We start from the raw sequence: 24,883 nt of genomic DNA on the forward strand, positions 1-24,883 counted from the left end.
ATGTCGAGCCTGATCCTTTCGCGTTCCGCGGCGGATTCCGCTGACACCGCTTACTCCCATGCACCGTCAACTCTGGACAGCGCGATTGCACGAGCCAAGGTGCGTCTCCTCGGCCTGCAACGGGAAGACGGTTATTGGGTATTCGAACTCGAAGCAGACTGCACCATTCCGTCCGAGTACATCCTGTTCATGAACTACATGGATGAGATCGACGAGGGGCTCCAGGCCAAGATCGCCAACTTTCTCCGCACCAGGCAGATTGCGGATGGCAGCTACCCGCTTTACACCGGCGGCGCAGGCGATATCAGTTGCACCATCAAGGCTTATTACGCCCTGAAAATGGCCGGCGACTCGCGCCACGCGGCGCATATGATCAAGGCCCGCGAGTGGATACACCCCCGGGGTGGTGCTGCCAGGGGCAATGTCTTCACGCGCATCCTGCTGGCGATGTTCGAGCAGCTTCCCTGGCGAGCGACCCCCTTGATCCCCGTGGAAATCATGTTGCTGCCCCGCTGGTTCCCGTTTCATCTGGACAAGATTTCCTACTGGTCGCGTACCGTGATAGTTCCGCTATCCATCCTTTGCACCTACCGGGTCAAGGCGCGCAACCCCTACAAAATCGGCATCGCCGAACTGTTCGTTACGCCTCCGGAGAAGGAGAAAAATTATTTCTCCCACGTCAAAACGCCGCTGGGCAAGGCCATCCTGGCACTCGATCGCATCGGCCGGATGCTGGAGCCTCTGATTCCCTGCTATGTCCGCCGGAAGGCGACCGTCAAGGCGCGCGACTGGTTCATGGCACGATTGAACGGTTACGATGGCCTGGGGGGGATATTCACGGCCATCGTGAACTCCTACGAAGCCATGGATTACTTAGGGCTCCCCGTCGACCATGAACAGCGGCGGATCGCGCGAGCGGCACTCGACCGCTTGCTGGTCGTCAAGGATGAGTGGGCCTACTGCCAGCCCTGTGTCTCTCCGGTCTGGGATACCGGCTTGGCGGTTCTGGCCTTGCAGGAGGTCGACCGCCGCGAGCGCGATCCACGCACCCGACTAGCCCTTAAATCCGCCCGGCGCTGGCTGGCCGGCAAACAATTGAAGGACGAACCGGGCGACTGGCAACACCGGCGCCCCAATCTGCCGGGCGGTGGCTGGGCCTTCCAGTTCGGCAACAGCTACTACCCCGACGTCGACGACACGGCGGTCGTGGCCTATGCCCTGGATCAGGCCGGCAACCCGGATTTTGCCGAGAACGTCCGACGCGCGGGCGCCTGGATCGCAGGCATGCAATCCCGCAACGGCGGCTATGGTGCCTTCGACGCCGACAACACCCATCACTATCTCAACCACGTTCCGTTTGCCGACCATGGTGCCCTGATCGATCCGCCGACCGCCGATGTCAGCGGTCGCTGCATCATGCTCCTGGGCAAATTGATAGACCGCCACCCGGAATATCAGGCCGTCATCAAAAAGTGCATCAACTATCTGCGCAGCGAACAGGAACTTGACGGCTGCTGGTTCGGGCGCTGGGGTACCAATTACATTTACGGAACCTGGTCCGTGCTGACGGGCTTCGAAGCTGCCGGGGTTGCGAAGCACGACCCGGCCATACGCAAGGCTGTGACTTGGCTGAAGGCCAAGCAACGCGGTGACGGCGGCTGGGGAGAAGATAACTTCAGCTATCAGAACAGCAAATACCGCGGCGAATATGGCGGCAGCACGGCATTCCATACCGCGATTGCTCTGTTGGGCTTGCTGTCGGCCGGAGAAGCAGACTCCCCTGAAGTCGCAGGCGGGGTGAATTATTTGCTTAAAACCCAGCAAGCGGACGGCCTCTGGACGGACGAGAGCTTCAACGCGCCTGGCTTTCCCACCGTTTTCTACCTGAAATATCACGGCTACGACAAATATTTTCCGATCTGGGCTCTCGCCCGCTACCGCAACGAGCAGTTATAAACCGGATCGCTCCGCCGGTTTCGCGCCCAGGTGAAGCGCGGACCTTACTGTAAATCGGCCGTTTGACAGATCGGGTCTGTTCGCTGCCGTACCGACCGAAATGCCCTTTTCGCGTATTCCTTCGCTTAAGCCTGGGGAACTCTTCCACTTGTCAGCGGCGGTTTTATGGATGCGTACAGCAACGACCGGGAAATGCGTATGAGCCGCCGTTCGTGGTGCGGCTTTCGGATACCGTCTTGGTATGGGCAGTTCGGCGCATGGATATTGTCGATATCGCTCTTTTGCTTGGGGCACAGCCGCGTAGCCGCTCAAGAGCCATATTGCGCGGCTGCGGCTTGCGAGCGCACGAGCGCTGCCTTTGGCCTAGGACGGCCGGAGCGGGTGCTGATCGTCCCACTCTTGCACAAGCGCGACGGCACCCAAGAAAGCGAACGCTGGCCTGAGCGCCCGGCCGCCGGCATCGCGCGCTTCTATCGAGACACCTACCGCGCGCGGGTGGAGTGGCTGCCGGGAATCCGCTTGTGGACCGACTATTACCGGCAAATAGAGCAATTAGCGCAGCAATCGGCCATCTTCGACCGCATCATATTGATAGGTCATGGCGGCTTCGACGGACCGATTTTGGACAGGACCTTGGTCCGCTCCGACCGGGTCGTGGTAGCCGGGGTAGCGACGCTGACCCGGGGCATAGAGCCTCAGCCCGGCTTACAGGAGTCCGTGACGATCACCTACGACATCGCCGGCAATCGGGCATTCAGCGAGTTCATCGCGACGCACTGGCAGGAACTTCTTAAGCTGGGCAGCGATCCCGTGCGCGAAATCGAAGCGCTGGAGGCGCGGTTTCAGCCTTTGGACCCGGATTGCGCCCGCCGCTGCTTGCCGGATGCGGCGGGGGACAGCGGCAAGATCGCGGCCTGCGAATGGGTGTGCCGGGACCCGCTGTTCAGCGCTAAGTCGGCCGAAGGCTTGGCCCCCGACCGTTTCATGCTGTTCGCCACCGGTTTGCGAAAACTGGTCTCGGAAAGCGGATTGATCGTCATCGACTCGTGCAATCCGGGGACTCTCGCCAGCAAGGGCGAGCAGCCGTCGGAGACCGACGGTGCGCTGGTCCATTCGGATCTGGCGGGTGGCCCCCATCCCAGCTATGTCCACCTGCTTGCGGCCGCCACCGGCCGGGCGGTGGCGGGTCCCATCGGCAAGATCAGTGCGGATGACATGACGGTCTTCATCGCCATGCTGGAAAGCAAACGCCGGCAGCGCGACTTGCGTTTGGTCTTTCCCGCGGCAAAGGATATGGCGCAGTAGACGCGAGGAGGCGATAGGAAACCTGGAGCGCACCCTCAACGAGGTGTTCCAGCCCACCCCGGGAAATATCTGAGAGTCGCGCGTATGGCCCCGTCCTCACCACAAGACCACAGCGCCGCCAACAAGGCATCGTTCCGCAAGACCTGCCGGCAGCTCTGGATCATCTCCAAGGCGTTTTTCAAATCCGAGCGCCGACACCGGGCGTTCAGGTTTTTCTTCGCCCTGCTCGCCCTGGCTCTGTGCGTAGGGGGCGCGCAGGTGGTCATGAGCTATGTGGCGAGGGACTTCATGACCGCCATCGCGCGGAAGGACGTACCCGCTTACTGGTTCTCTCTGTGGCGGTATCTTGGCACCCTCGCCCTCGCGGTCCCGCTCGGGGTTTATTACCGCTGGACGGAAGAGCGGCTGGCCGTGCTGTGGCGGGAATGGACGGCGCAGCACCTGATCCGGCGATATTTCTACAACCGCGCTTACTACCGGTTGCGCGGCTTGGCCAGCATCGATAACCCGGACCAGCGCATCAGCGAGGACGTGCGCAACTTCACCCTCGACTCGCTGGCTTTCCTGCTCATCCTGCTGAACGCTACGGTGACGGTGGTGGTATTCATCGGCGTGCTCTGGGCCATCTCTCTTACCCTGGTCGGCGTGCTGCTGGTTTACGCCGTGGCCGGCACCGGGTTGAGTATCCTCATCGGCCGTCGGCTGGTCGGTTTGAGCTATCGCCAGTATCAGAAAGAGGCGGATTTTCGCTACAGCCTGGTGCGCGTGCGCGACAACGCCGAATCCATAGCCTTCTATCGCGGGGAAAAGCGGGAGCGGCGGGACCTGGTGAGCCGCCTGGGGGCGGCCGTATTGAACATGCTGACCATCATCGGCTGGAATCGCAACCTGGCGTTCTTCGTCAATACCTACAACTACGCCGCCCTCGTTCTGCCGGTGGTGATCGTTGCCCCGCTGTTCATGCGCGGAGAAGTGGAATTCGGCGTCGTCACCCAATCGGCCGGGGCGTTCGCCCAGGTCTTGGCCGCCGTGTCGCTGATTATCACGCAGTTCGGGCGCTTGAGCGCCTACGTCGCGGTAGTCCAGCGCCTGGGCATGTTGTGGGACGAGCTGGATGAATTCGATGCGGAGGAAGCTCGGGTAGCACTCAATGGAAGCCAGGAGGTGGACGATGAAAGCCGCAGGGTGAATCTGGAAAAGGTGATCGTGCGCACGCCGGACGGATCGAAAACGCTGGTGAATGATCTGACCTTCGAGCTGCGCCGCAATCAGAGTCTATTGATCATGGGCGCCAGCGGCACCGGCAAGAGCTCCGTCCTGCGCACCATCGCCGGGCTGTGGCCCATCGGCTCCGGCGCGCTCGAACGTCCGCCGCTGCGGGAGATCATGTTCCTCCCCCAGCGTCCGTACATGATCGATGGCAACCTGCGCGATCAGTTGCGCTATCCGTATCCCGATGAGGATGTAAGCGACGAGCAAATTCTCGAGGTTGCGGGCAAGGTCAATCTGGCGGATGTGTTGGACCGCGTGGACAGCGATCTGGATCGCGTGATGGACTGGATCAACGTGCTTTCGATAGGCGAACAACAGCGCGTGGCCTTCGCGCGGCTCTTTTTGCGCAAACCCAGGTTTGCATTTCTGGACGAGGCTACCAGCGCGCTCGACGAAGACAATCAGGCCCGCTTGTATCAGCTACTCAAGGAATCCCATATCGGCTTCATCAGCGTCGGACACCGCACCACCCTGATCGAATATCACGACCGCGTGTTGAAGCTCGACCGCTCGGGCAGTTGGGAAATAGCAGAGCGCACACAGCCCCAACAAATCAAACCGGCCGCCGCCGAGGTCGACAATTCCGCAGCCGGGCCCTTGTTCGAAAAATTGTTCGGGCGTGCTCGGCCCTAGCCCAGAGTACGCCGGTAGATTTCTTCGCAAGCCCGATAACACTCGCACGAAGCGGCCTCCAGACCGGTGCGGTCGAGTATGGTGATGTCCCCGCGGCGGTAGCGGATGAGCTTTTGCTGTTGCAGGGAGTTCGCCGCTTTGGTGATGCCTACGCGCCGTACGCCCAGCATGGTGGCCAGGGATACGTGCGTGACATGGAAAGTGTCGGAGTGCGCCCGGTCCTGGCTCATCAACAGCCAGCGGGCGAGGCGCGCCTCCACCACATGGAAACGGGTGCATGCCGCCGTTTGCGCGAGCTGGGTCAGTGACACGGAGAGGTAGCGCTTCAGCTGCCGCTGCAGCGCGGGACTGCGTTCGAGTTCGCCGAGAAACGTCGGCGCCGCGATGCGCAATGCGGCGCCCGCGCCCTGAACAACTGCGTGAAACGGCGCGACGTCGACGTCCAGCATCAGGGTAATTCCGAGCATGCCTTCATGGCCGACCAGCCCCACTTCCAGGCCCGCGCCGCCCTCGATAGGCATCACCAAGGAAATGACACTGCCGGTGGGAAAGTAGACGTAGCCTATGGGATCGCCGGAGTTGCCCAGCACATCGGACAATCCGAGTTCGACCGTCTCGGCGTTCTTCAGCAGGCGTTGACGGTCTTTGCCGGGAAGGGCGGCCAGCAGACGATTGTGGGCAGGGGCGGCTTGGGTAGACGGCACGGCGACTCTCCGGTAAGTAGCGGGAAAGCACACCGGCAGCATCGGATAAGCCGGCCATGTCGTCCCGGTGGGAGTTTGACGGGCCGGTAACGAATGCCCGCATTGCCAAAAGCTCAAGCTACCCGAAAATTTCGCGACCGTCGGTTCGCCAGCATACGGACCGGCACGCGATACGACTCAGGACGCCGTGTCAAACGGCTGATCCGAAAAGTCACCCTGTGCAGGCGGGGGGGGGAGCAGGCGGTCGAATTCCGCTTTGACCACCTGGTAACATTCGCATACTCTGGCCTCCAGGCCCGGCCGGTCCAGCACCTTGATGTGGCCGCGGCTGTATTCGATCAGTCCTGCGCGTTGCAATTTCCCCGCGGCTTCGGTGACCCCTTCGCGGCGTACTCCCAACATGTTGGCGATCAACTCCTGGGTCATGGTCAATTCGTTCGACGGGAGGCGATCGAGGCTGAGCAGCAGCCAGCGACAGAGTTGCTGGTCCACGGAATGATGCCGATTGCAGACCGCCGTTTGGGCCATTTGGGAAATCAAGGCTTGGGTATAGCGCAGCAATAGATGGTGTAGCGCCCCGCTTCGGCGTCCCCCAATGCGGTTGAACTCCTGTTTTAGCAGATACCCGCGTAAACGGTAGCCGTGGCCCGCACTCTGTACGACGGCCCGATGAGGCACGGTTCCGCCCCCCATGTAGAGGCTGATACCCAGCATGCCATCGTTGCCGACCACGGCAATTTCCGCCGAAGCGCCGTTTTCCATGACGTAAAGCTTGGACACGATGCAGCTCGTGGGGAAATAGGCATAACTCACCTCGTCCCCGGACTCGTACAGGACATCGCCGAGTGCCATCGGAATCAGTTCGAGATGATGCGCCAGTCGCTCGTAGTCGGCTTCGGGCAAGGCATTAAGGAGACAGTTCTGTCGAGGATCATGTTGGTCCGTCATGCGTAGCCTTGTTTCTGGTTGGAGTAGGCAAGAGCAGGACTCCCGCCGTCGACCCGATCAGATTCCTCGGGGTACCTGTTTGCGGGCTCTCGATTAAGAATCTCGAAGCGCTCGATACCATGGCCGTGATGGCATGTGGACGACCTTATCTCGTCATCTACATGCGACCGGCGAAGTAATAGAATAACTCATACACTCGATTCAACTTGTTAAGGGGCCGTTCTGAAAGCCACGATTCCATCATCGCCAGAGCCTCTTTCCAATCAGCCCCCGGAGGCCGGCGGGGCTCCTTTCCCTATCGTCGGCATAGGCGCTTCCGCCGGTGGTTTGGAAGCCTTGGAGCAATTCTTCCGCAACGCCACGAGCGATAGCGGCATGGCCTTCGTGCTGGTACAGCATCTGGACCCCAGTCACGCCAGCCTGCTCACTGAAATCCTGCAACGCACAACCACCATGCCGGTGATCGAGGCTGTGGATCAAGTTCCCGTGGAACCCAACTGCGTGTATGTCATACCGCCCAACCGCGACATGACCATCTTCCACGGTACCCTGCAATTGAGCGTGCCGAACGAGCCGCACGGGCAGCGGATGCCGATAGACGTCTTCCTGCGCTCATTGGCGGACGACCGGCAGGAAAATGCCATAGGCATCATCCTGTCCGGCACCGGTACCGACGGCACGCGGGGCTTAGGCGCCATCCGCGACGTAGGCGGCATCACGCTGGTACAGGAGCCGTCCACCGCGAAATATGACGGCATGCCGTCCAGCGCGATTCAGGCGGGTAACGCGACCCACGTCCTGCCGGTCGAAAAAATGCGGCAAGCGCTTCTACTGGACGCAAATCCTACCGGCAGCCGCCACACCCGAGTACGCATCGCCGCGAAGGCGGCAAGCGGAATAAACCGTATCCTGATGCATTTGCGCAGCACGACCGGCCATGACTTTGCACTCTACAAGAAAAGCACCATTGCCCGTCGCATAGAGCGGCGCATGTCGGAGCACAATATCGAAGACACCGAGGTCTATGTCCGTTACCTCAAAGAGAACCCGGCCGAAGTCAACATCCTTTTCAAGGAACTGCTGATCAATGTCACCAGTTTCTTCCGCGACCCGGAAGCGTTCGCCGTGTTGCGTCAGGATATTCTGCCGCGACTGTGCAAGGACAAAAAGGACGGTTACCCGTTCCGCGTGTGGGTATCAGGCTGCGCCACCGGCGAGGAGGCTTATTCCATCGCCATACTGTTGCGTGAAGTGATGGACGAGACGCATCAGGAACTTAAGGTGCAGATCTACAGCACCGATCTGGATGAAGACGCCATCGCCATTGCGCGCGCAGGCCTCTATCCCGCCACGATCGCCCAGGATGTCACGCCCGACCGGCTGCGCCACTTCTTCATCAAGGAAGACGGGGGATACAGGATAAAGAAGGAAATTCGCGAGATGGTGGTGTTCGCCGTACAAAGTGCCATTAAAGACCCGCCCTTCACCAAACTCGATCTGCTCAGCTGCCGCAACCTGATGATCTATCTGGAACCGGAACTGCAGAACCGGCTGATCTCGCTATTTCACTACGCACTCAAGCCGAACGGCGTACTTTTCCTGTCTTCATCCGAGAGTATCGGTAACCATGTCGAATTGTTCTCAACGCTCGATCGCAAATGGAAGTTCTATTGCGCCATCCATCGCGCGGCCACACCCCGTACGATAATGTCCCCGCCTCTGACTTGGACCGCCGATAGTGGCAGGCAATCCTCCGAGGACGCCAGCATCAAGCCTGTGGAAACCAACTTTGCCGAGCTCACCCGCCGCGCGTTGGTGCAATGCTTTGCCCCCGCCTCGGTGATCACCGACCTCAAGGGCGAGATTCTCTATATCCACGGTGAAACCGGCAAATATCTGCGCCCGGCCCCCGGACAAGCCACGCTCAACGTGGTCGACATGGCGCGCGAGGGACTGGAGCTGGAATTGCGCGCCGCCATCCGCGCCGCGGCCAGCGAGGGCACGCCTACCTTGAACCGCGAACTGCAGGTCAAGACCAACGGCGGCTTCACGACGGTCGGCCTCAGCGTCCGGCCGCTGCCCAGCCAGGAAGGCGGCCAAAACCTGCTGCTGGCGAGCTTTCAGGACATCCCCACTCCCCCCGCAAAGCGAGGCCGCAAACGGACGCCGAAGCCGGCCGAACTTACTCGCATCGAAGAACTGGAGCGCGATCTCGCCTACCTGAAAGAAAGCCATCAGGCCACCGTCGAGGAGCAGCAGGCGGCCAACGAGGAACTCAAGTCCACCAATGAAGAAATGCAGTCCACCAACGAGGAGCTGCAATCGACCAACGAAGAACTGGAAACATCCAAAGAGGAATTGCAGTCGGTCAACGAAGAGCTCATTACCGTCAATTCGGAGCTCCAGGCCAAAATCGAGCAGTTGGCCGGCATGCAGAACGACATGAAGAATCTGCTCGACAATATCAATATCGGTATCGTGTTCCTCGACGAACAACTGGTGATTCGGCGATTCACCCGCGAGGCAACCAATATCTTCCGGCTGGTCCCTTCGGATGTGGGCCGTCTATTGCTCGATATCAAGACCAATCTCGACGGGGAAGAATTGCTGACCAAGGCACAGTCCGTCCTGGAGTCGCTGGTGCCGTTTGAGCAGGAGATGCGCGTTCAGGACGGGGCCTGGTATCTCGTGCGAATTCAGCCCTATCGCACCCTGGAGAACGTGATCGAAGGTGTCGTGCTGACCTTCACCGACATCAGCAAGCGCATCGCGGCGGAAGCGGCCGTCCAAGTCGCGCGCGAACTGGCCGAGAGCATCGTCGACACCATACGCCAACCGCTGCTGGTGCTGGATAGCGATTTGCAGATTGTGTCCGCCAACCGTGCCTTCTACCAGTATTTTCAAGTTTTGCTCGCGGACACGGTAGGACGCAAAATTTACGACCTGGGTAACGGCCAGTGGAATATCCCGGTATTGCGAGAACTCTTGGAGATCGTGTTGCCACGCGACCAGGCCGTCGAAGGATATGTAGTACAGCATGACTTTCCAGTCATCGGTCGCCGCACGATAGTGTTGAATGCCCGCAGGATAGTCGGCAAGACAAGCGAACCGTCGTTGATCCTGTTGACGGCCGAAGAATTAGGCGATGAATCGACGGTAGAAAATAAGCCATGAAACGGAAAGGGGATAACATCGAGCGGCGCAGGTCGCTGAGAACGGAGGCCGAGGACATGGTGGTCGGATTATCTCCGGAAATAACGGAGGCACATCCGGCGGATATACTGATACACGAACTGCTCGTGCATAAGGTTGAACTGGAAATTCAGAATGAAGAGTTGCGCAGAGCCCATACGGCCATGGAAGAAGCGCGTGATCGCTATGCGGACTTATACGAGTTTGCCCCGGTCAGCTACATCACCCTCAATCGGGAAGGCTTGATCAGCGAGATCAATCTAACCGGATCTGCATTGCTGGGTGTCGAGCGCACAAAACTCATCAACCGTCGCTTCTCTCAGTTTGTCGCTTCCGAAAACAGAGACCTTTGGCATCGCCTGTCCATGAACATGATGGGCCACAGCAAAGTCGAGAAGCAAGGCTTCGCTCTGGAGATGTCGCGTGCCGATGGGACCACGTTTTATGCCTATCTCGACTGCCTACGAAGGGAGCCCGCGGGTTCACCGCCGATGTTACGGGTCGCTCTGACCGATATCAGCAAGATCAGGTTGGTAGGGAAGGAATAGCGGGCACTCCGCCCTATCCGCGACTATCGATCCCGCGGCCGGAAAAAAGGGATTACCCTGTGGTTGTGGATACTGAAATAAGCAGTCCGGCGCCATGACATCCCTTTCCTAGAATGGCCATTATCCGGGTCGGATACAGGATGAACGCGGGCAGCCGTAGGCAAAGTCGCTGCCTACTTTGCTTCCGAAACCGGGTTGGCGCCCTCGGGCTTTGCAAAAAATGGCGGCTCTCCAAACGGCTGATTCCCGAAGACGGCCATCTACCAGAAATCGGCCGATTATTTCAGGAAGCTGCCCTGCGAACTCGCTTACAACGAGATCGATAGCTGGTTGCCGCAGACCTCGGCCGTTTTGCCGGTCGTTGCCGCTATCTGAGACGCGCAACGACGGGCCTGTTCCGGATCGTTGAAGAAGCCAACCATCACACCGGCGGTTTCGTGGAAATAGCCTTGGGAGGAATGGATTAATTCAGCGATTAAATTGTTCATGGTATTTCTCCTGAAGTTCGTTTGGAATGGTCAAGTTTGCCTAACCGTCCCGTATACCTCCCACTAAATCTGCAGCAATGGAAGGTAGATCTGCATCTCTATACTCGCTCGCTTTCTAGCGGTCTGTCCGATACCGCACTTAGCGGTGCTCCGCGCCGACATCCAGCGCATCTTTCAGGCCCGAGACTCCCTCAAGACACAGGTTAAGATTGCCTATCTGCCCAATTATGATTGGCCACTGGCGCAGCTGATGACCGCGGGCGTGGACGTTTGGCTCAATACCCCGCAGCCCACGCTCGATGCGTCCGGAACCAGCGGCAGAAGGCCGCCCTCAACGGCGTGCCCAGTCTCAGCATCCTCGACGGTTGGTGGATCGAAGGCTGCATCGAAGGGGTTACCGGCTGGGCCATCGCCGAGTTGCCTAGCATCGCCGATCTCGACGAAGACCGGTCGCCACGCGATGCGGTGGCGCTCTACGACAAGCTGGAGCAGGCGGTCGTGCCCATGTTCTACCGTGACCGCGATCGTTTCGTGTTTTACCGACTCCCTGCCCGCAATACCGCACCCGCCAAGGGCTGGGACTTTTTCACCAGCCTGCTAATACCCTTCTTAGTAGAAATAGCATCTTCGAAAAGCGATGTGATCAGCCAATTCAGCTTACGGGGGTTGCAGTGCCTTTGTCGCGCATTGAACCGAAACAGCACTCAGCTATATCCATGGCGCTGCAATTACCGACGAACCATCCGCCTTATGTACGACACCGTACAGACCAAACCCGATCTCGCCGCTAAGCTATGCCTGTCCTTAATTTAAGGGATATTCGCAATGAATATCGCAATCGAACCCGTACTGTCGCTTGTGATAGGAATATTGATTTTACTGGTGCCCAGGTTTTTGAATTACTTCGTGGCCGTCTATCTGATCGTCCGGGGAATTTTGGGGATAATGAGTCATGGCCTCACTTGATATGGCATATCCAAGCACAAGTACCAAGGTACGCGATTGTTGGTGGGTATTTGGTTAACGTTATTTATCTAACAGGAGCACTGCCATGTCACTTGGAACAATTTTACTCGTCGTTCTTGTCCTGATACTTCTAGGCGTAATTCCGGTCTGGCCTCATAGCCGGGGATGGGGTTATGGGCCCAGCGGAGGGCTCGGGCTGATACTGATCATCTTACTGGTACTGGTCTTATTGGGCAGACTCTAGTAGGGAATCAATAGAGTTACCGTTAGCACGCATGAGCGCAAGCCTGCGCGAGTCATTTCATTCGAATATGAGGGCAGCCATACCTAAGCTCGGTTTGTAGTGGCCACGGTAAGCGGGAAGCTTTAGCTTTCCTACGCTTAGCCCCAATGCCGTTAAGTTAAGCCCCTTCTCCCTCTGGGAGAAGGTTGGGATGAGGGCCTAAAGCACGAAATGCTTGCGATGACCCTATTGAAACAATTGGGCACTTCGCCCTCACCCTAGCCCTCTCCCAGTGGGAGAGGGGACTAAACCCCTTAACTTAACGGCATTGCGCTTAGCCCTACCGGGATCGGAGCTTAAATGAGCAATCCCAACCGGCCGGCGGTCTTTTTTATTTGCGCTCGGAGTATCGGTCCATGACAAAGCGGAGAGAGCATAGGCGACACGCTAGAGTCGACCATCCGGGCGGCGAGGAAGCCCCCATCCGCTTCGAATTGTTCAATACCGAGCGACTCGAAGAGCACGCGGTGAGTTTGGCAAAGGCGCAAAAAGTCAGTCGCCTTAAAAAGGGACGAAAACTCATCCCGAGGGTACGCGAGAATTGCCGCGTCTTGCTCGATGCCTATAACGCCGTCGCCCAGGCGGTGCGCGAGCAACACGCCATCACGCCTGCGGCGGAATGGCTACTGGATAATTTTCATGTGATCGAAGAACAGGTCGGTGACATCCTCGTCGACTTGCCTGAAAGCTATTACCGGGAGCTGCCCAAGCTGTCGGTAGGCGTACTCGAAGGCTACCCCCGAGTCTACGGCATCGCCTGGGCACTGGTCGCCCATACCGACAGTCGCTTTGCCCCGGAATTGCTGACGCTATTCGTGCGGGCCTATCAAACCGTCGATCCCCTTACCCTCGGTGAACTCTGGGCGATACCCAGTACGCTGCGCGTGTTGCTGGTCGAAAACCTGCGTCGCCTGGCGGTACGCATCATGCGTTCGCAAACCGGCCGTCGGCTGGCGGATGAGTTTGTCGACCAGGTCGAACAGGTCGCCGCTCAGCTCGATACGCCGGGTCTGGCTATTCCAGTGCCGGAAATACCCGCCGCCCCGCTGCGTCAGGCCTATGCGGTCCAGATTCTGCAACGCTTGCACGACCCGCATCCGGCCGCCGCGATCTCCCTCGATTTTTTGACTGACTGGCTGAATGAACAAGGCGTCGGCCTCGATGAAATCGTGCATCAGGAACATGCCGACCAGATCGCGGATAACTGGACGGTCCGCAACATCATCATCAGCATGCGCGCCATTTCCGCGTTCGAATGGCCTCAGTTCGTCGAGGATGTGAGTCTGGTGGACGAGTGCTTGCGCGCTCACGACGGCTATGCTGCGATGGACTTTCTGACCCGGGATCGTTACCGCCACGCGGTCGAGGATCTGGCCAAGCGCTCGCTGTATTCGGAAGTGGAGATCGCTCGACGGGTGATGACCAAGGTGCGGCAGGCCTGTGAACTATGCACCGCCGACGGACGACAGGAAGAACCGGGCTACTACTTGATCGGTGCCGGCCGCTACGCCTTCGAACGCGACGTCGACTTTCAACCGACGATGAAGCAACGGCTGTTGCGCGCCTATGTCTCCCGAGCGGGGCTAGCGTATGTGGGAACCCTCAGTCTGTTGACCCTGCTGTTGCTCGCACTGCCTTTGAATGCAGCCCTCGCGGCGGGGCTCAGCGGAGTTCCGCTGTTCCTGCTTACGCTGTTCGGCTTGTTTCCGGCATCGGATATCGTCGTCGGCCTGGCTAACCGGCTCATCATTGCGGGCCTGCCGCCCTTCCACCTGCCACGGCTCGATTTAAAGGGCGGCGTGCCGCAGACGCTGAGTACCTTCGTCGTCGTTCCGACGATGTTCGTCAGCGAGGCCGGGATCAAAGAACTGGTCGAGCAGATGGAGATCCGCTATCTGTCCAATCCAGGTGGTGAGGTGCGCTTTGCCCTGCTGTCCGATTGGGCGGACGCGGACCAGGAAACGCTGCCGAACGACGACCGGCTGCTGAGTTTAGCCGCTAGCGCGGTGGCCGCGCTCAACGCCAAGTACGGAGAGCAACGATTCTTTCTGTTCCACCGCAAGCGTTTGTGGAATCCCAGCGAAGGCAAATGGATGGGGTGGGAGCGCAAGCGCGGCAAGCTGCACGAATTCAACCGTCTGCTGCGTGGCGCCGAAGATACATCTTTTCTACCGATAGGCGGCCAGCCGGCGGCCGCGCCGCCCGGCGTCTGTTATGTCATTACCCTCGATACCGACACCAAGTTGCCCATGGGCGTGGTATCTCATTTGGTGGGTGTGGCCGCCCATCCGCTGAACCAGCCGGTGTTCGACTCCGTATCCCAGTGTGTCGTCGATGGCTACGGCATCCTCCAGCCGCGTGTGACTCCGACCCTGCCGCAGCGGCGGGAGCGCTCGCTGTTTCACCAGATTTTTGCCGGCGCTTCCGGCATCGACGCCTATGCCGGCGAGGTATCGGAACTTTATCAGGACCTGTTCGGACTCGGCACGTACAGCGGCAAGGGGCTGTATCACGTGGACAGCTTCGAAGCCGCGTTGGCCGGACGAGTGCCGGAGAACACCCAGCTCAGTCATGACTTGTTCGAGAGCCTGTTCGCACGTTGCGCGTTGGTGAGCGATATCGAATTCTTCGAGGAGTTTCCTTCCCACTCGGAGGTGGCGGCCTCGCGGGAGCACCGCTGGGTACGCGGCGACTGGCAGCTTTTACCCTGGATATTCGGGCCGCTCGGCAAGGGCATGCCTATGATAGGGCGCTGGAAGATGCTCGATAATTTGCGCCGGTCCCTCTCGGCCCCGGGAGCCTTCTTCGCTCTGGTCGCCGCCTGGGCCATCCCGAATGCCCCGCAGGCTATCCTGACCGGCTTCGTACTGACGGCACTGGCCTTTCCCGCGATCCTGGCGGCCATGAGCGGGTTCACCTCGTCCCGTCGCGGCATCTCGCTGCTCACCCATCTACGGGCGGCGGGCGAGAATGTGCTGTGGGGAGTCGGCAACAGCCTGGTGGCGTTGGCCTTGCTCGCACAGCACGCCTGGCTGATGCTGGACGCCATCGCCCGCACTCTGGTGCGGATGTTCATAACGCGGCGCCAATTGCTGATGTGGGTTACCGCACACCAGGCGAAGACAGCGGCGAGCCACGCGCTGCGGAGCCTCGTCCGGCCTTTGGGCAGCTCGTCTACGATCGTCATCGTAACCGGCGCGGTGGTGCTGATCTTTAACCCTGCGGGTCTACCGTTGGCAGCCCCGTTCCTGCTGTTGTGGTGGTTGGCGCCGGTCGTGGCCCGCGCCTTGAGCCTGCCGCCCAGACTGGATCGGGCCGAATCCCTGCTGCCCGAGGATACGGTGCGCCTGCGTTTGATCGGACGGCGTATCTGGCGCTTTTTCACGACCTTCGTGACGGCGGAGGAACACTATCTGCCACCGGACAATTTTCAGGAAGACCCTCAGCCCGTCGTCGCCCATCGCAGTTCGCCCACCAATTTCGGCCTCTATCTGTTGTCCGTCGTGGCCGCCAGGGATTTCGGCTGGCTCGGCTTGGTGGATACCGTCGAGCGGCTCGAGGCCACGCTGACGACGCTCGTCGGGCTGCCGCGTCTGCACGGCCATTTTTACAACTGGTACGACACCCGCGACCTGCACATGCTGGAGCCGCGGTATGTGTCGACCGTGGACAGCGGTAATCTGGCGGGCCACCTGCTGGCCCTGGCTCAGGCCTGTCGGGAAATGCGGGAGCGACCGCTCGATTTAGCCAACGCGTTAGCGGGCCTGGCGGATACTCATAGCCTGCTCGCGGCCGCGCTCGACACTATCAACGACGACCGGCGTACGCTCACCGTTACCTTGAGCGAAATGCGGGTGAAAGTGGCCGTACTCGGCAAACTTCTGGCCAGCCATCCGGCCGACCCGGACGGATGGGGGCATCTGTGGCGGGAGTTGACCCGCTGCGCCGACACGCTGCTGGACCTGGCACGCGCCTATACGTCCGAACGCGGCGAAGCCGACAGCGAGGTGCTGGCTTGGGCGAGCTTGCTGTGCGACGACATCCGCTCTCACGCGCGCGACGTGGAGTGCCTGCTTCCCTGGATCCATTTCGCGGGCCGCCTCGACGCCTATTTGGCGCCGAAAACTCAGTGCCCGCATCTGGCTGCGTTCCGCAAACAACTGACCCTGACAACCTGCCTAGGCGATCTTTCCAACTGCTACGAACTGGGTTTGACTCACCTCGAGGCATCGCCTGAAGGGCCTTTGGCACCCGGCGATCTGGAAGCCCTGGCTGCGCTGCTGCGGCGTGCCGGTGAGCAGGCCGCAGAGCTCACCCGGCGCCTGGAAAACATGGTCGCTCAGATGGATAGCCTGTTCCACGAAATGGATTTCCGCTTCCTCTACGACACGGATCGGCACATGTTCGCGCTCGGCTACCGCGTGGCGGAAGGCACTCTCGATCCCAGCTATTACGATTTGCTCGCTTCCGAGGCACGCCTCTCCAGCTTCATTGCGATCGCCAAGCGCGAGGTGCCGAGCACGCACTGGTTCCATCTTGGCCGCCGGGTGACACGCGCGGCGCATGGCACCGTGCTGCTGTCGTGGTCGGGATCGATGTTCGAATACCTGATGCCCTCCCTGGTGAACTTTACCCCCCGCTACAGCCTGCTCGACCAGACCTGTCGCCTGGTGGTGAAGCGACAGATCCAATATGGCAAAGAGCGTGGTGTGCCCTGGGGTGTATCGGAGTCGGCCTTCAATGGCCGAGACCTCTACTTGACCTATCAGTACTCCGCTTTTGGCGTGCCCGGCTTAGGGATGAAACGGGGACTCGGCGACGACTTGGTGATTGCCCCCTATGCCACGGCCTTGGCCGCGATGTATTTTCCTCATGCCGCCATGGAAAACTTCGAGCGCCTGGAACGGCAAGGCGCGGCGGGACGCTACGGTTATTATGAAGCGCTCGACTTTACCCCGACCCGGCTCGCGGAGGGGCAACGGGTCGCGGTAGTGCGTTGCTACATGGCCCACCACCAGGGCATGTCTCTGGTAGCCTTGGCCAATGTGTTGCATGACGGGGCGATGCGTCATCGCTTCCATCGCGCTCCCTTTATACAGGCAGCCGACCTGTTGCTGCAGGAACGTATCCCGCACGGTGCGGAGACCAGCAGCCTACCCATGCTCGAGGCCCTTGCCGAAACCAAGCAATCCGTGCAGCCGCCGGTCCGGCGCGTGCCTTCGCCCACGTCTACCGTGCCTTCCGCGCACCTGCTGTCCAATGGCCGTTACGCAGTGATGATCACCGCCGCCGGCTCGGGGTACAGCCTTAGCCAGAATCTCGCGGTGACGCGCTGGCGCGAAGACGTGACGCGGGATGCTAGCGGCAGTTTTATCTATCTGCGCGATGTCGAAAACGGTGAGGTGTGGTCCGCCGGCTACCAGCCGACGGTAGCGGCGCCTGACCACTACGAGGTGGTGTTCGTCGAAGACCGGGCGCGTATCATCCGGTCGGACGGCAACCTGGTCAGTGCGCTGGAGATCGTCGTCTCGCCCGAGGACGACGCGGAAATCCGCCGCCTGAGTTTGACCAATACCGGCAGCCGCGCTCGGGAAATCGAAGTCACTTCCTATGCGGAGGTGGTACTCGCGGCGATGCCCGCGGACATCGCCCATCCGGCTTTTTCCAATCTGTTCGTGCACACCGAGTATCTGCCCCAGACGCGTGCGCTCATCGCCGTAAGGCGCCGGCGCGCGGCCAGCGACCCGAAAATCTGGGCGGCCCACGTGCTGGCCGGCCGCCAAACCGGCGACGGGCTGCAATACGAAACCGACCGGGCTCGCTTCGTCGGGCGTGGACAAACCCTACGGGGGCCCATCGCGGTGATGGATGGCCGCCCGCTGAGCAACACCGTGGGCGCCGTGCTCGATCCGATATTCAGTCTGCGCACGCGGGTTCAGATCGAAGCGGGAGCGACCGAACACCTGACGTTCACCACCCTGGTCGCCACTTCACGCCAAGGGGTGGAGGACTTGGCCGACAAATACCACCACGTGGCGGCGTTCGACCGCGTGTCTTCACTGGCGTGGACTCATGCCCATGTGCAACTGCGCCATTTGCGCACCCGGCCGGACGAGGCCCAGTTGTTTCAGGATCTGGCCAACCGCCTGCTCTATACCGACCCCTCATTACGGCCTACAGGCAAGGTGTTGCAGATGAATACCTTGAACGTCACAGGGCTGTGGCGGCACGGCATCTCGGGAGATCGGCCCATCGTGTTGCTGCGCGTCGCGGAGCCTGAAGACAGGACCATCATCGAGCAATTGCTGCGCGCCCACGAGTACTGGCGCATCAAGGGTCTTGCTGCCGACCTCGTCATTTTGAACGACAAGGAAGTGTCCTACGTCGAGGACCTGCAGACGCTATTGGAGGGCATGGTAAGGGAGAGCCAAGTGCTTTCGGCCCATCATGTGCACGCAGAACACGGAGCGATTTTTCTTATGCGGGTCGATCAGCTCTCGGCAGAAGAACAGCTGCTGCTGCAAACGGTCGCGCGGGCGGTGCTGGTAAGCAATCGGGGCACCTTGGCCGAGCAACTGCTGCGGCATCCCCGACCCGCGGCCGCTTTCGTTGCGGCACCGGTCTTACCAAAAGGCAAAGCCGATACGCCCGCGTTGACGCTGCCCCCACTCGAATTCTTCAATGGGCTCGGTGGTTTTGCCGAAGACGGCCGCGAGTACGTGATCGTGCTCGACAAGGGCCAGTGGACACCGGCCCCCTGGATTAATGTGATCGCCAATCCCGACTTCGGCTTCATGGTTTCGGCCTCGGGCAGCGGCTGCACCTGGTGTGGCAACAGCCGCGAAAACCAGTTGACGCCCTGGTCCAACGACCCGGTCAGCGATCCTTCTGGAGAAGTCTTCTATTTACGTGACGATGAAACCAGCGAACTGTGGACCCCGACCGCCCTGCCGATCCGGGTCGACCAAGCGAGCTATTTGATACGCCACGGGCAAGGCTATAGCCGTTTCGAACACGCCTCCCATGGAATACACAGCGAGCTGCTGCAATTCGTCAGCCCGGACGATCCGGTCAAGATTTCGTCGTTGACCCTGACCAATGTTTCCGGCCGAAGTCGCAGACTGACGGTCGCGGCCTACGTCGAGTGGGTGCTCGGCGCCTCGCGTAGCGTGACCGCACCGCACATCGTTACCGAAGTGGATCCGGAAACCCGTGCCTTGTTCGCTTACAACCCCTGGAGCTTGGAGTTTGGCCAGCGCGTGGCCTTCGCCGATCTCGTCGGCCAGCAGACCAGCTGGACCGGAAATCGGGCCGAATTCATCGGCCGCAACGGGAGTCTGGATGCACCGGCGGGTTTGCTGAATCCCAAGGCGCTGAAAAACCGCGTTGGCGCGGGACTGGACCCTTGTACGGCCCTGGAGACGGTGATCGAGTTGGAGCCCGACGGGCGCGCCGAGATTGTCTTCCTGCTGGGACAAGGCAAGGATCGCGCGCAAGCCAGCGAACTGGTCCGGCGCTATCGCGCAACTGAGGTGGCAACGACGTTTGCCCAGGTCACTCAATCGTGGGATCAAGTGCTCGGCAAGGTTCAGGTGAAAACGCCGGATCGGGAACTCGACCTGCTGTTGAATCGCTGGCTGCTTTATCAAACCCTGAGTTGCCGGATTTGGGCGCGGGCCGCTTTCTATCAGGTGGGAGGGGCGTTCGGCTTTCGCGATCAATTGCAGGACGGCATGGCGTTGGCGGTTGCCAGGCCCGATCTGACCCGCGCTCACCTGTTGCGCGCGGCGGCGCGCCAGTTCGGCGAAGGCGACGTGCAACATTGGTGGCATCCGCCCACTGGTCGCGGCGTACGCACCCGATTTTCCGACGACCGCATCTGGCTCCCCTATGCCGTAGCTCAGTATCTCAAGGTGAGCGGCGACGCCGACGTACTGAATGAGCTTGTGCCGTTTCTGCAGGGACCAGAGCTGCTGCCGGAGCAGGATGACGCGTATTACGAGCCGACACTGTCGAATGAAAAAGCGAGCTTGTACGAGCATTGCGCCCGTGCGCTCGACCTGAGTCTGGAAACCGGCGCACACGGCCTACCACTGATGGGAAGCGGCGACTGGAATGACGGCATGAATCGGGTCGGCAATCAGGGAAAGGGCGAAAGTGTATGGCTGGCATGGTTCCTAATCGCCACGCTCTCGGAATTTGCGTCGATAGCCGAGGCGCGCGGAGATAACGAACGAGCCCTCCGCTGGCGCAAGCACGACATCAAATTGAAGACGGCGGTGGAAGCGGAAGGATGGGACGGGGCATGGTATCGGCGCGCTTATTTCGACGACGGCAGCCCTTTAGGTTCCGCCGGCAATGCCGAGTGTCGTATCGATTCGATCGCCCAGAGTTGGGGGGTTATTTCCAGTGCCGCAGACATCGAGCGAGCACAGCGGGCGATGAACTCGGTGCGGGAATACCTCGTTCGTTACGGCGACGACCTGGTTTTGCTGTTCACTCCGCCCTTCGAAAAGACCGAGCGCGACCCCGGATATATCAAGAGCTACCCCCCTGGCGTGCGGGAAAACGGCGGCCAGTATACCCATGCGGCAATCTGGTCCGTCATCGCCTATGCCATGCAAGGTGAAGGCGACCAAGCGGCGGATTTGCTGCGCATGCTGAATCCGATCAAGCGCACGGCCACCCGCACCGGCGTATATGCCTACAAGGTCGAGCCATATGTGTTGGCAGCGGATATCTATGCCGAGCCACCTCACGTGCGACGTGGCGGCTGGACCTGGTACACGGGCGCCGCGGGTTGGTATTACCGTGCCGGGTTGGAATGGATCTTGGGTTTACAAGTCCGCGCCGATCGCTTGGTCTTCAATCCCTGTATTCCAAGAAACTGGCACAGTTATAGCATTATTTATCGGCACGATAATACCCTCTATGAAATCACGATTGAAAACCCAAACGGCGTGGCCCACGGCGTCGCCACCATAGAGCTGGATGGAGAACGGCAGTCCGTCGGAAGTGGTATTGCGTTACGGGATGACGGACAGGCGCATAAGGTCCGCGTGGTTCTGGGTTGAACTTGCTTTTTATTGGCTTTACATGTTTATCGCTATTTTAACTATAAGGGGAAATATAATGGACTTAATTTCAGTATTTCTAGGCATTACAGTCGTCAGTATAGTTCTGTTGGCTACGGTATTGTACGTTAATAATACTTTTGATTTTTAGGGGAAAGGCCATGGACCTAATTTCGTTAGTGGTAACTATTATTGTCGTTGGTGTACTTCTATGGGCTATTAACACCTACATACCGATGGAAGCCCGCATCAAGCAGATCCTCAACATCGTGGTGATCATCGCGGTGATTCTGTGGCTACTGAGTGCATTTGGCGTGTTGAGTATGTTCCCGAGGGCGTTGATTTCAGTAGTGGTGGCCCTTGTCGTCGTCGGACTCCTGTTGTGGCTTGTTAACAGTTACATTCCTATGGACGGGCGCATCAAGCAGATATTGAATATCGTAGTCATCATCGCGGTGATTCTATGGCTGCTCAGTGCATTCGGAATTTTGAGCGGGCTGCCTCAGATCCATATCGGGAATCCGTAGTCATTGATTTCAGGCTAGGGGCTATCTTGTAATTTCATATGCGAATAGCTCTGGCCTGTGTTGGGCGGCGGCATTGGCTGCCAATTACGTAGTGTAAATATCAGCTATGGACGGCTCATCGGAGAAGCAAAAATGCTCGAAACTATTGCGGTCATATTGATTATCGGCTGGGTGCTAGGTTTGGTCTCTTCGTACACCCTGGGCGGGTTTATTCACATACTATTGGTCATCGCGATTGTCGTGATCGTGCTTCGCGTTATTCAAGGCCGAAGGCCACTGTAGTACTAATGTCACGCGGTGTCGGCCGGACTGCTTATCTGGCAAGGATAACCAGTCCGGAAACCCGCGTCGGCACCATTTATAGGAGAAAAGAGATGAGCGCAGTCAAACTCGTGGGCATTGTGCTGATCATAGCCGGCCTATTAGGGCTGGTGTATGGAGGTTTCAGCTATACCCGAGAAACTCAGGAAGCCAAGATAGGCCCTATTGAGCTTTCGGTTAAAGACACGCAGACGGTCAATGTTCCGATATGGGTCGGCGTGGGTGCGGTAGTCGCCGGTGGCGGGCTCCTGCTTTTCGCGAGCAGGAAGGGCTAGAAGCTTACGATCCGGCTACGCGAGTGGAGCGCGATTGAAACAGGGAAGTGCATGCCGCATTTTCACTTCCCATCACTGAAGATGTACCGGATGACTTTTTCAGTGTTTCCGAGACTTGGCGGGGCGTTATGAACACAGAAGAATTTCAGGGCTTGCTCGAACAGGTGAAGCAATTGAGTCCGCTCCAACGGCAACAGCTTGCCAAGAATCTTGGCATCTTGGACCCGTCGGCGGCGCTTCACCGCCCTGTGGAACATCCGTTGGCCAAAAGAAAACAGGTAGTCAGGAAGGCGGTGTTTCCCGTAGCCGGACTGGGTACCCGCTTCTTGCCGGCGACCAAGGTCAGTCCGAAGGAAATGCTGCCGGTGGCGGACAAGCCGCTAATTCAATATGCCGTCGAGGAAGCCGTGGCGGCGGGTATCGACGTGATGGTCTTCATCGTCGGACGCAGTAAAGGAGCCATTCTGGACCATTTCGACAAAGCTTATGAATTGGAGGCCGAGTTAACCAGTCGCGGCAAGACGGAAAACCTGACCATCGTTCAGAACATCGTGCCGCCTCATGTTACATGCGTTTACATACGACAAGCCGAAGCTTTGGGCCTGGGGCACGCGGTGGCCTGCGCGAAGGCCGTCATCGGCGACGAGCCTTTCGCCGTTATTCTGGCTGACGACATGATCGACGACGAACATTCGGGCTGTCTGGCTCAAATGGTAAAAGTGTTCGAGGATCGGCAGTGCCCCGTGCTATGCGTTCAAACGGTACAGCCCTGGGAAACCGGAAGCTACGGCATTGTTGCCGTTTCCGCCATGGGTGATCGTCTAGGCAAGGTTGATGCGATCATCGAAAAGCCCAAACCGGACCAAGCGCCATCCAATTTGGCAGTGATAGGGCGATACATTTTGACCCCCTCGATATTCGACAAATTGAAAGACGTGCCACGGGGCGCGGGTGGCGAGATTCAGTTGACAGATGCGATCGCCATGCTATTGGCGGATGAAATGGTGCTCGCCTACGAATTCGAAGGAAGGCGCTACGACTGCGGCTCGAAGCTCGGCTTTCTGACCGCTACGGTGGTACAAAGCTTGAAACATTCCGAACTGAAAGGACCGTTCAAGGAGTTTCTCAAGACGATCGAGCTAAATTGACCATCGCCCGTGCGATAAGGGCGCTGAGATACTGTATGGCGCTGGGTTCTACTTTATCCAGTTCGAAACGCAGAAATGGCTGGGTTGGAGTCGTATTGAAAAATAAGGCTGAGCGTTTCAATACGATTAGCGCTTTATTGGGCGCAATAGCCGCCGTGTGTGGGGGGTGTTTGGTTGGTGCCGCTTGCTGTCCGTCAGGGTGATCCTTGGAAAATTGCAAGCCGAAGCATCTATGGGCTTACCCTCATTTCGATCTATGTTTTTGCAACGCTTTTACATGGTTCCAAGGGAAGGGGGATGAGAAAGTGAAGGATAATAGGTGAAATCCATGCGGCGCCGATCGCAGTAGCCATCGGGGAAAACTGTTCGGCGCACCTGGTTCTTGGCGCTACCCATGACGTGGGCGGCTCAAGGCAAACTCCAGGAGACGGCCAGTCGGCTAAGCAGAAGATGGCCGGTTTCCATGCCGAAGAGATTGGGCATGTGCGTTTGCACCGAAGATAAAGAATACACAACCCCCCAAGGCAAAGACAGTCTTGGGCTAATTGCAGGCCGTGGGGTATGGGGATGCTGCTCAACAGCAGCGCCAAGACAACGAGCGACAGTACTACACCGAAGACGATAATCAGCGCGATAATCAAGACCGATTGTTCCGCTGCGGAGGGGTTCGCATGGGGGGCGACAGTGAAAGGTTCGAGGGCGCTCCCAAAAGCCGCCTTTCGAACAGAGTTAAACTCCTACTTCGAATGGCCATTAAGGCCGAACTGCCGCCGGAAGTGACAGCTAGACCAACGAATGCTTCTCGGCCTTTGCGGGCATTCAACCCTGGCTCCCAGTTCCTGTGGATGATGGTAGTGTCCCGACTTATGTGCAAAAGCACTTCTGAGTAGAAGATGTGGGGTGGTCATGGTAAGAGGTTGATTGACGAGATCGACCAAGACCCGAAGGAGGGCAAACCATGACCATAAAGGAGCATAAGACGAAGTTGTCGCTCGTGGAACGGGTGACGGGGGAACGTGACCTGCTAAAGGAGTTGATGCGGGAGGCGTTGCAGACCGTCCTGGAGGGCGAGATGACTGAATTCCTGGGGGGGCAGCCCGGCGAACGCACAGACAGCCGCAACGGTTACCGGGGGGGGCGTCAGAATTTCTGTGTGTGAGGCGTGAGTAGACTTTTCCACGGTGACGGCTGCCGAAGGTCCGTTCAGACCGTAGGCAGAGGGCGCGGTGGCAAAGTCGGTGGT

Annotated in this window: 17 protein-coding genes; 14 read left to right on the forward strand and 3 right to left on the reverse strand. The window is 59.1% G+C overall.

The window, feature by feature from the left end:
* The 3 genes from shc to JWZ97_RS02695 all read left to right on the forward strand — a co-directional run bounded on the left by shc (window position 1) and on the right by JWZ97_RS02695 (window position 5,166).
* Window positions 1-1,956 carry a squalene--hopene cyclase gene (gene shc / locus JWZ97_RS02685; protein ID WP_205433253.1) on the forward strand — a complete coding sequence of 652 codons (1,956 nt, stop codon included), beginning with the start codon at window positions 1-3 and terminating at the stop codon, window positions 1,954-1,956.
* A 381-nt stretch (window positions 1,957-2,337) separates the two neighbouring features.
* Entirely contained in the window at window positions 2,338-3,261 is a 924-nt protein-coding gene (locus JWZ97_RS02690; RefSeq protein WP_205433254.1) for a hypothetical protein, read from the forward strand.
* An 84-nt stretch (window positions 3,262-3,345) separates the two neighbouring features.
* Window positions 3,346-5,166 carry an ABC transporter ATP-binding protein/permease gene (locus JWZ97_RS02695; RefSeq protein ID WP_205433255.1) on the forward strand — a complete coding sequence of 607 codons (1,821 nt, stop codon included), beginning with the start codon at window positions 3,346-3,348 and terminating at the stop codon, window positions 5,164-5,166.
* On the opposite strand, the gene JWZ97_RS02700 is transcribed toward JWZ97_RS02695, so the two are convergent.
* Both JWZ97_RS02700 and JWZ97_RS02705 read right to left on the reverse strand, forming a co-directional pair.
* A complete protein-coding gene (locus tag JWZ97_RS02700) occupies window positions 5,163-5,870 on the reverse strand; it encodes a Crp/Fnr family transcriptional regulator (protein ID WP_205433256.1) in 708 nt (235 codons plus the stop codon). The genes JWZ97_RS02695 and JWZ97_RS02700 overlap by 4 nt on opposite strands.
* A gap of 177 nt (window positions 5,871-6,047) precedes the next feature.
* The gene (locus tag JWZ97_RS02705; RefSeq protein WP_205433257.1) at window positions 6,048-6,818 is read right to left on the reverse strand and encodes a Crp/Fnr family transcriptional regulator; all 771 of its coding nucleotides are present in this window, start codon (window positions 6,816-6,818) and stop codon (window positions 6,048-6,050) included.
* Between the two features lie 336 nt (window positions 6,819-7,154).
* On the opposite strand from JWZ97_RS02705, the gene JWZ97_RS02710 reads away from it, so the two are divergent.
* Together JWZ97_RS02710 and JWZ97_RS02715 are read left to right on the forward strand one after the other, a co-directional pair.
* Window positions 7,155-9,992, forward strand: a complete 2,838-nt coding sequence (locus JWZ97_RS02710; RefSeq protein WP_240342449.1) for a CheR family methyltransferase — start codon at window positions 7,155-7,157, stop codon at window positions 9,990-9,992.
* On the forward strand, window positions 9,989-10,558 hold the full coding sequence (locus tag JWZ97_RS02715) for a PAS domain-containing protein (protein ID WP_205433258.1): 570 nt from the start codon (window positions 9,989-9,991) through the stop codon (window positions 10,556-10,558). Before JWZ97_RS02710 ends, JWZ97_RS02715 begins: the two co-directional genes overlap by 4 nt.
* Before the next feature lie 308 nt (window positions 10,559-10,866).
* Here JWZ97_RS02715 and JWZ97_RS02720 read toward each other — a convergent pair whose 3' ends face one another.
* Window positions 10,867-11,046, reverse strand: coding sequence for a hypothetical protein (locus JWZ97_RS02720; RefSeq protein ID WP_205433259.1), 180 nt, complete (start codon window positions 11,044-11,046; stop codon window positions 10,867-10,869).
* 270 nt (window positions 11,047-11,316) lie between these two features.
* Between JWZ97_RS02720 and JWZ97_RS02725 the strand changes: the two genes are divergently transcribed.
* The 9 genes from JWZ97_RS02725 (at window position 11,317) to JWZ97_RS02765 (ending at window position 24,799) form a co-directional block, all read left to right on the forward strand.
* Window positions 11,317-11,859 (forward strand): hypothetical protein, encoded by a 543-nt coding sequence (locus tag JWZ97_RS02725; RefSeq protein ID WP_205433260.1) that lies wholly within the window; start codon window positions 11,317-11,319, stop codon window positions 11,857-11,859.
* Window positions 11,860-11,871: 12 nt separating this feature from the next.
* A complete protein-coding gene (locus tag JWZ97_RS02730; RefSeq protein ID WP_205433261.1) occupies window positions 11,872-12,012 on the forward strand; it encodes a DUF3096 domain-containing protein in 141 nt (46 codons plus the stop codon).
* An 85-nt stretch (window positions 12,013-12,097) separates the two neighbouring features.
* Complete coding sequence (locus JWZ97_RS02735; protein WP_205433262.1) at window positions 12,098-12,256, forward strand: DUF3309 family protein; 159 nt, start codon at window positions 12,098-12,100, stop codon at window positions 12,254-12,256.
* Window positions 12,257-12,651: 395 nt separating this feature from the next.
* Window positions 12,652-21,369 (forward strand): GH36-type glycosyl hydrolase domain-containing protein, encoded by an 8,718-nt coding sequence (locus tag JWZ97_RS02740; protein WP_205433263.1) that lies wholly within the window; start codon window positions 12,652-12,654, stop codon window positions 21,367-21,369.
* Between the two features lie 161 nt (window positions 21,370-21,530).
* On the forward strand, window positions 21,531-21,896 hold the full coding sequence (locus JWZ97_RS19920; RefSeq protein ID WP_240342450.1) for a Thivi_2564 family membrane protein: 366 nt from the start codon (window positions 21,531-21,533) through the stop codon (window positions 21,894-21,896).
* Window positions 21,897-22,028: 132 nt separating this feature from the next.
* On the forward strand, window positions 22,029-22,178 hold the full coding sequence (locus JWZ97_RS02750; protein WP_205433264.1) for a lmo0937 family membrane protein: 150 nt from the start codon (window positions 22,029-22,031) through the stop codon (window positions 22,176-22,178).
* 92 nt (window positions 22,179-22,270) lie between these two features.
* A complete protein-coding gene (locus JWZ97_RS02755; protein WP_205433265.1) occupies window positions 22,271-22,492 on the forward strand; it encodes a hypothetical protein in 222 nt (73 codons plus the stop codon).
* A gap of 128 nt (window positions 22,493-22,620) precedes the next feature.
* Window positions 22,621-23,640 (forward strand): UTP--glucose-1-phosphate uridylyltransferase GalU, encoded by a 1,020-nt coding sequence (galU, locus tag JWZ97_RS02760; RefSeq protein ID WP_205433266.1) that lies wholly within the window; start codon window positions 22,621-22,623, stop codon window positions 23,638-23,640.
* A 958-nt stretch (window positions 23,641-24,598) separates the two neighbouring features.
* Entirely contained in the window at window positions 24,599-24,799 is a 201-nt protein-coding gene (locus JWZ97_RS02765; RefSeq protein ID WP_205433267.1) for a transposase, read from the forward strand.
* The last annotated feature ends 84 nt before the right edge of the window (window positions 24,800-24,883 follow it).

Origin of the sequence: Methylococcus sp. EFPC2 (genome assembly GCF_016925495.1) — a bacterium.
Classification (GTDB): domain Bacteria; phylum Pseudomonadota; class Gammaproteobacteria; order Methylococcales; family Methylococcaceae; genus EFPC2.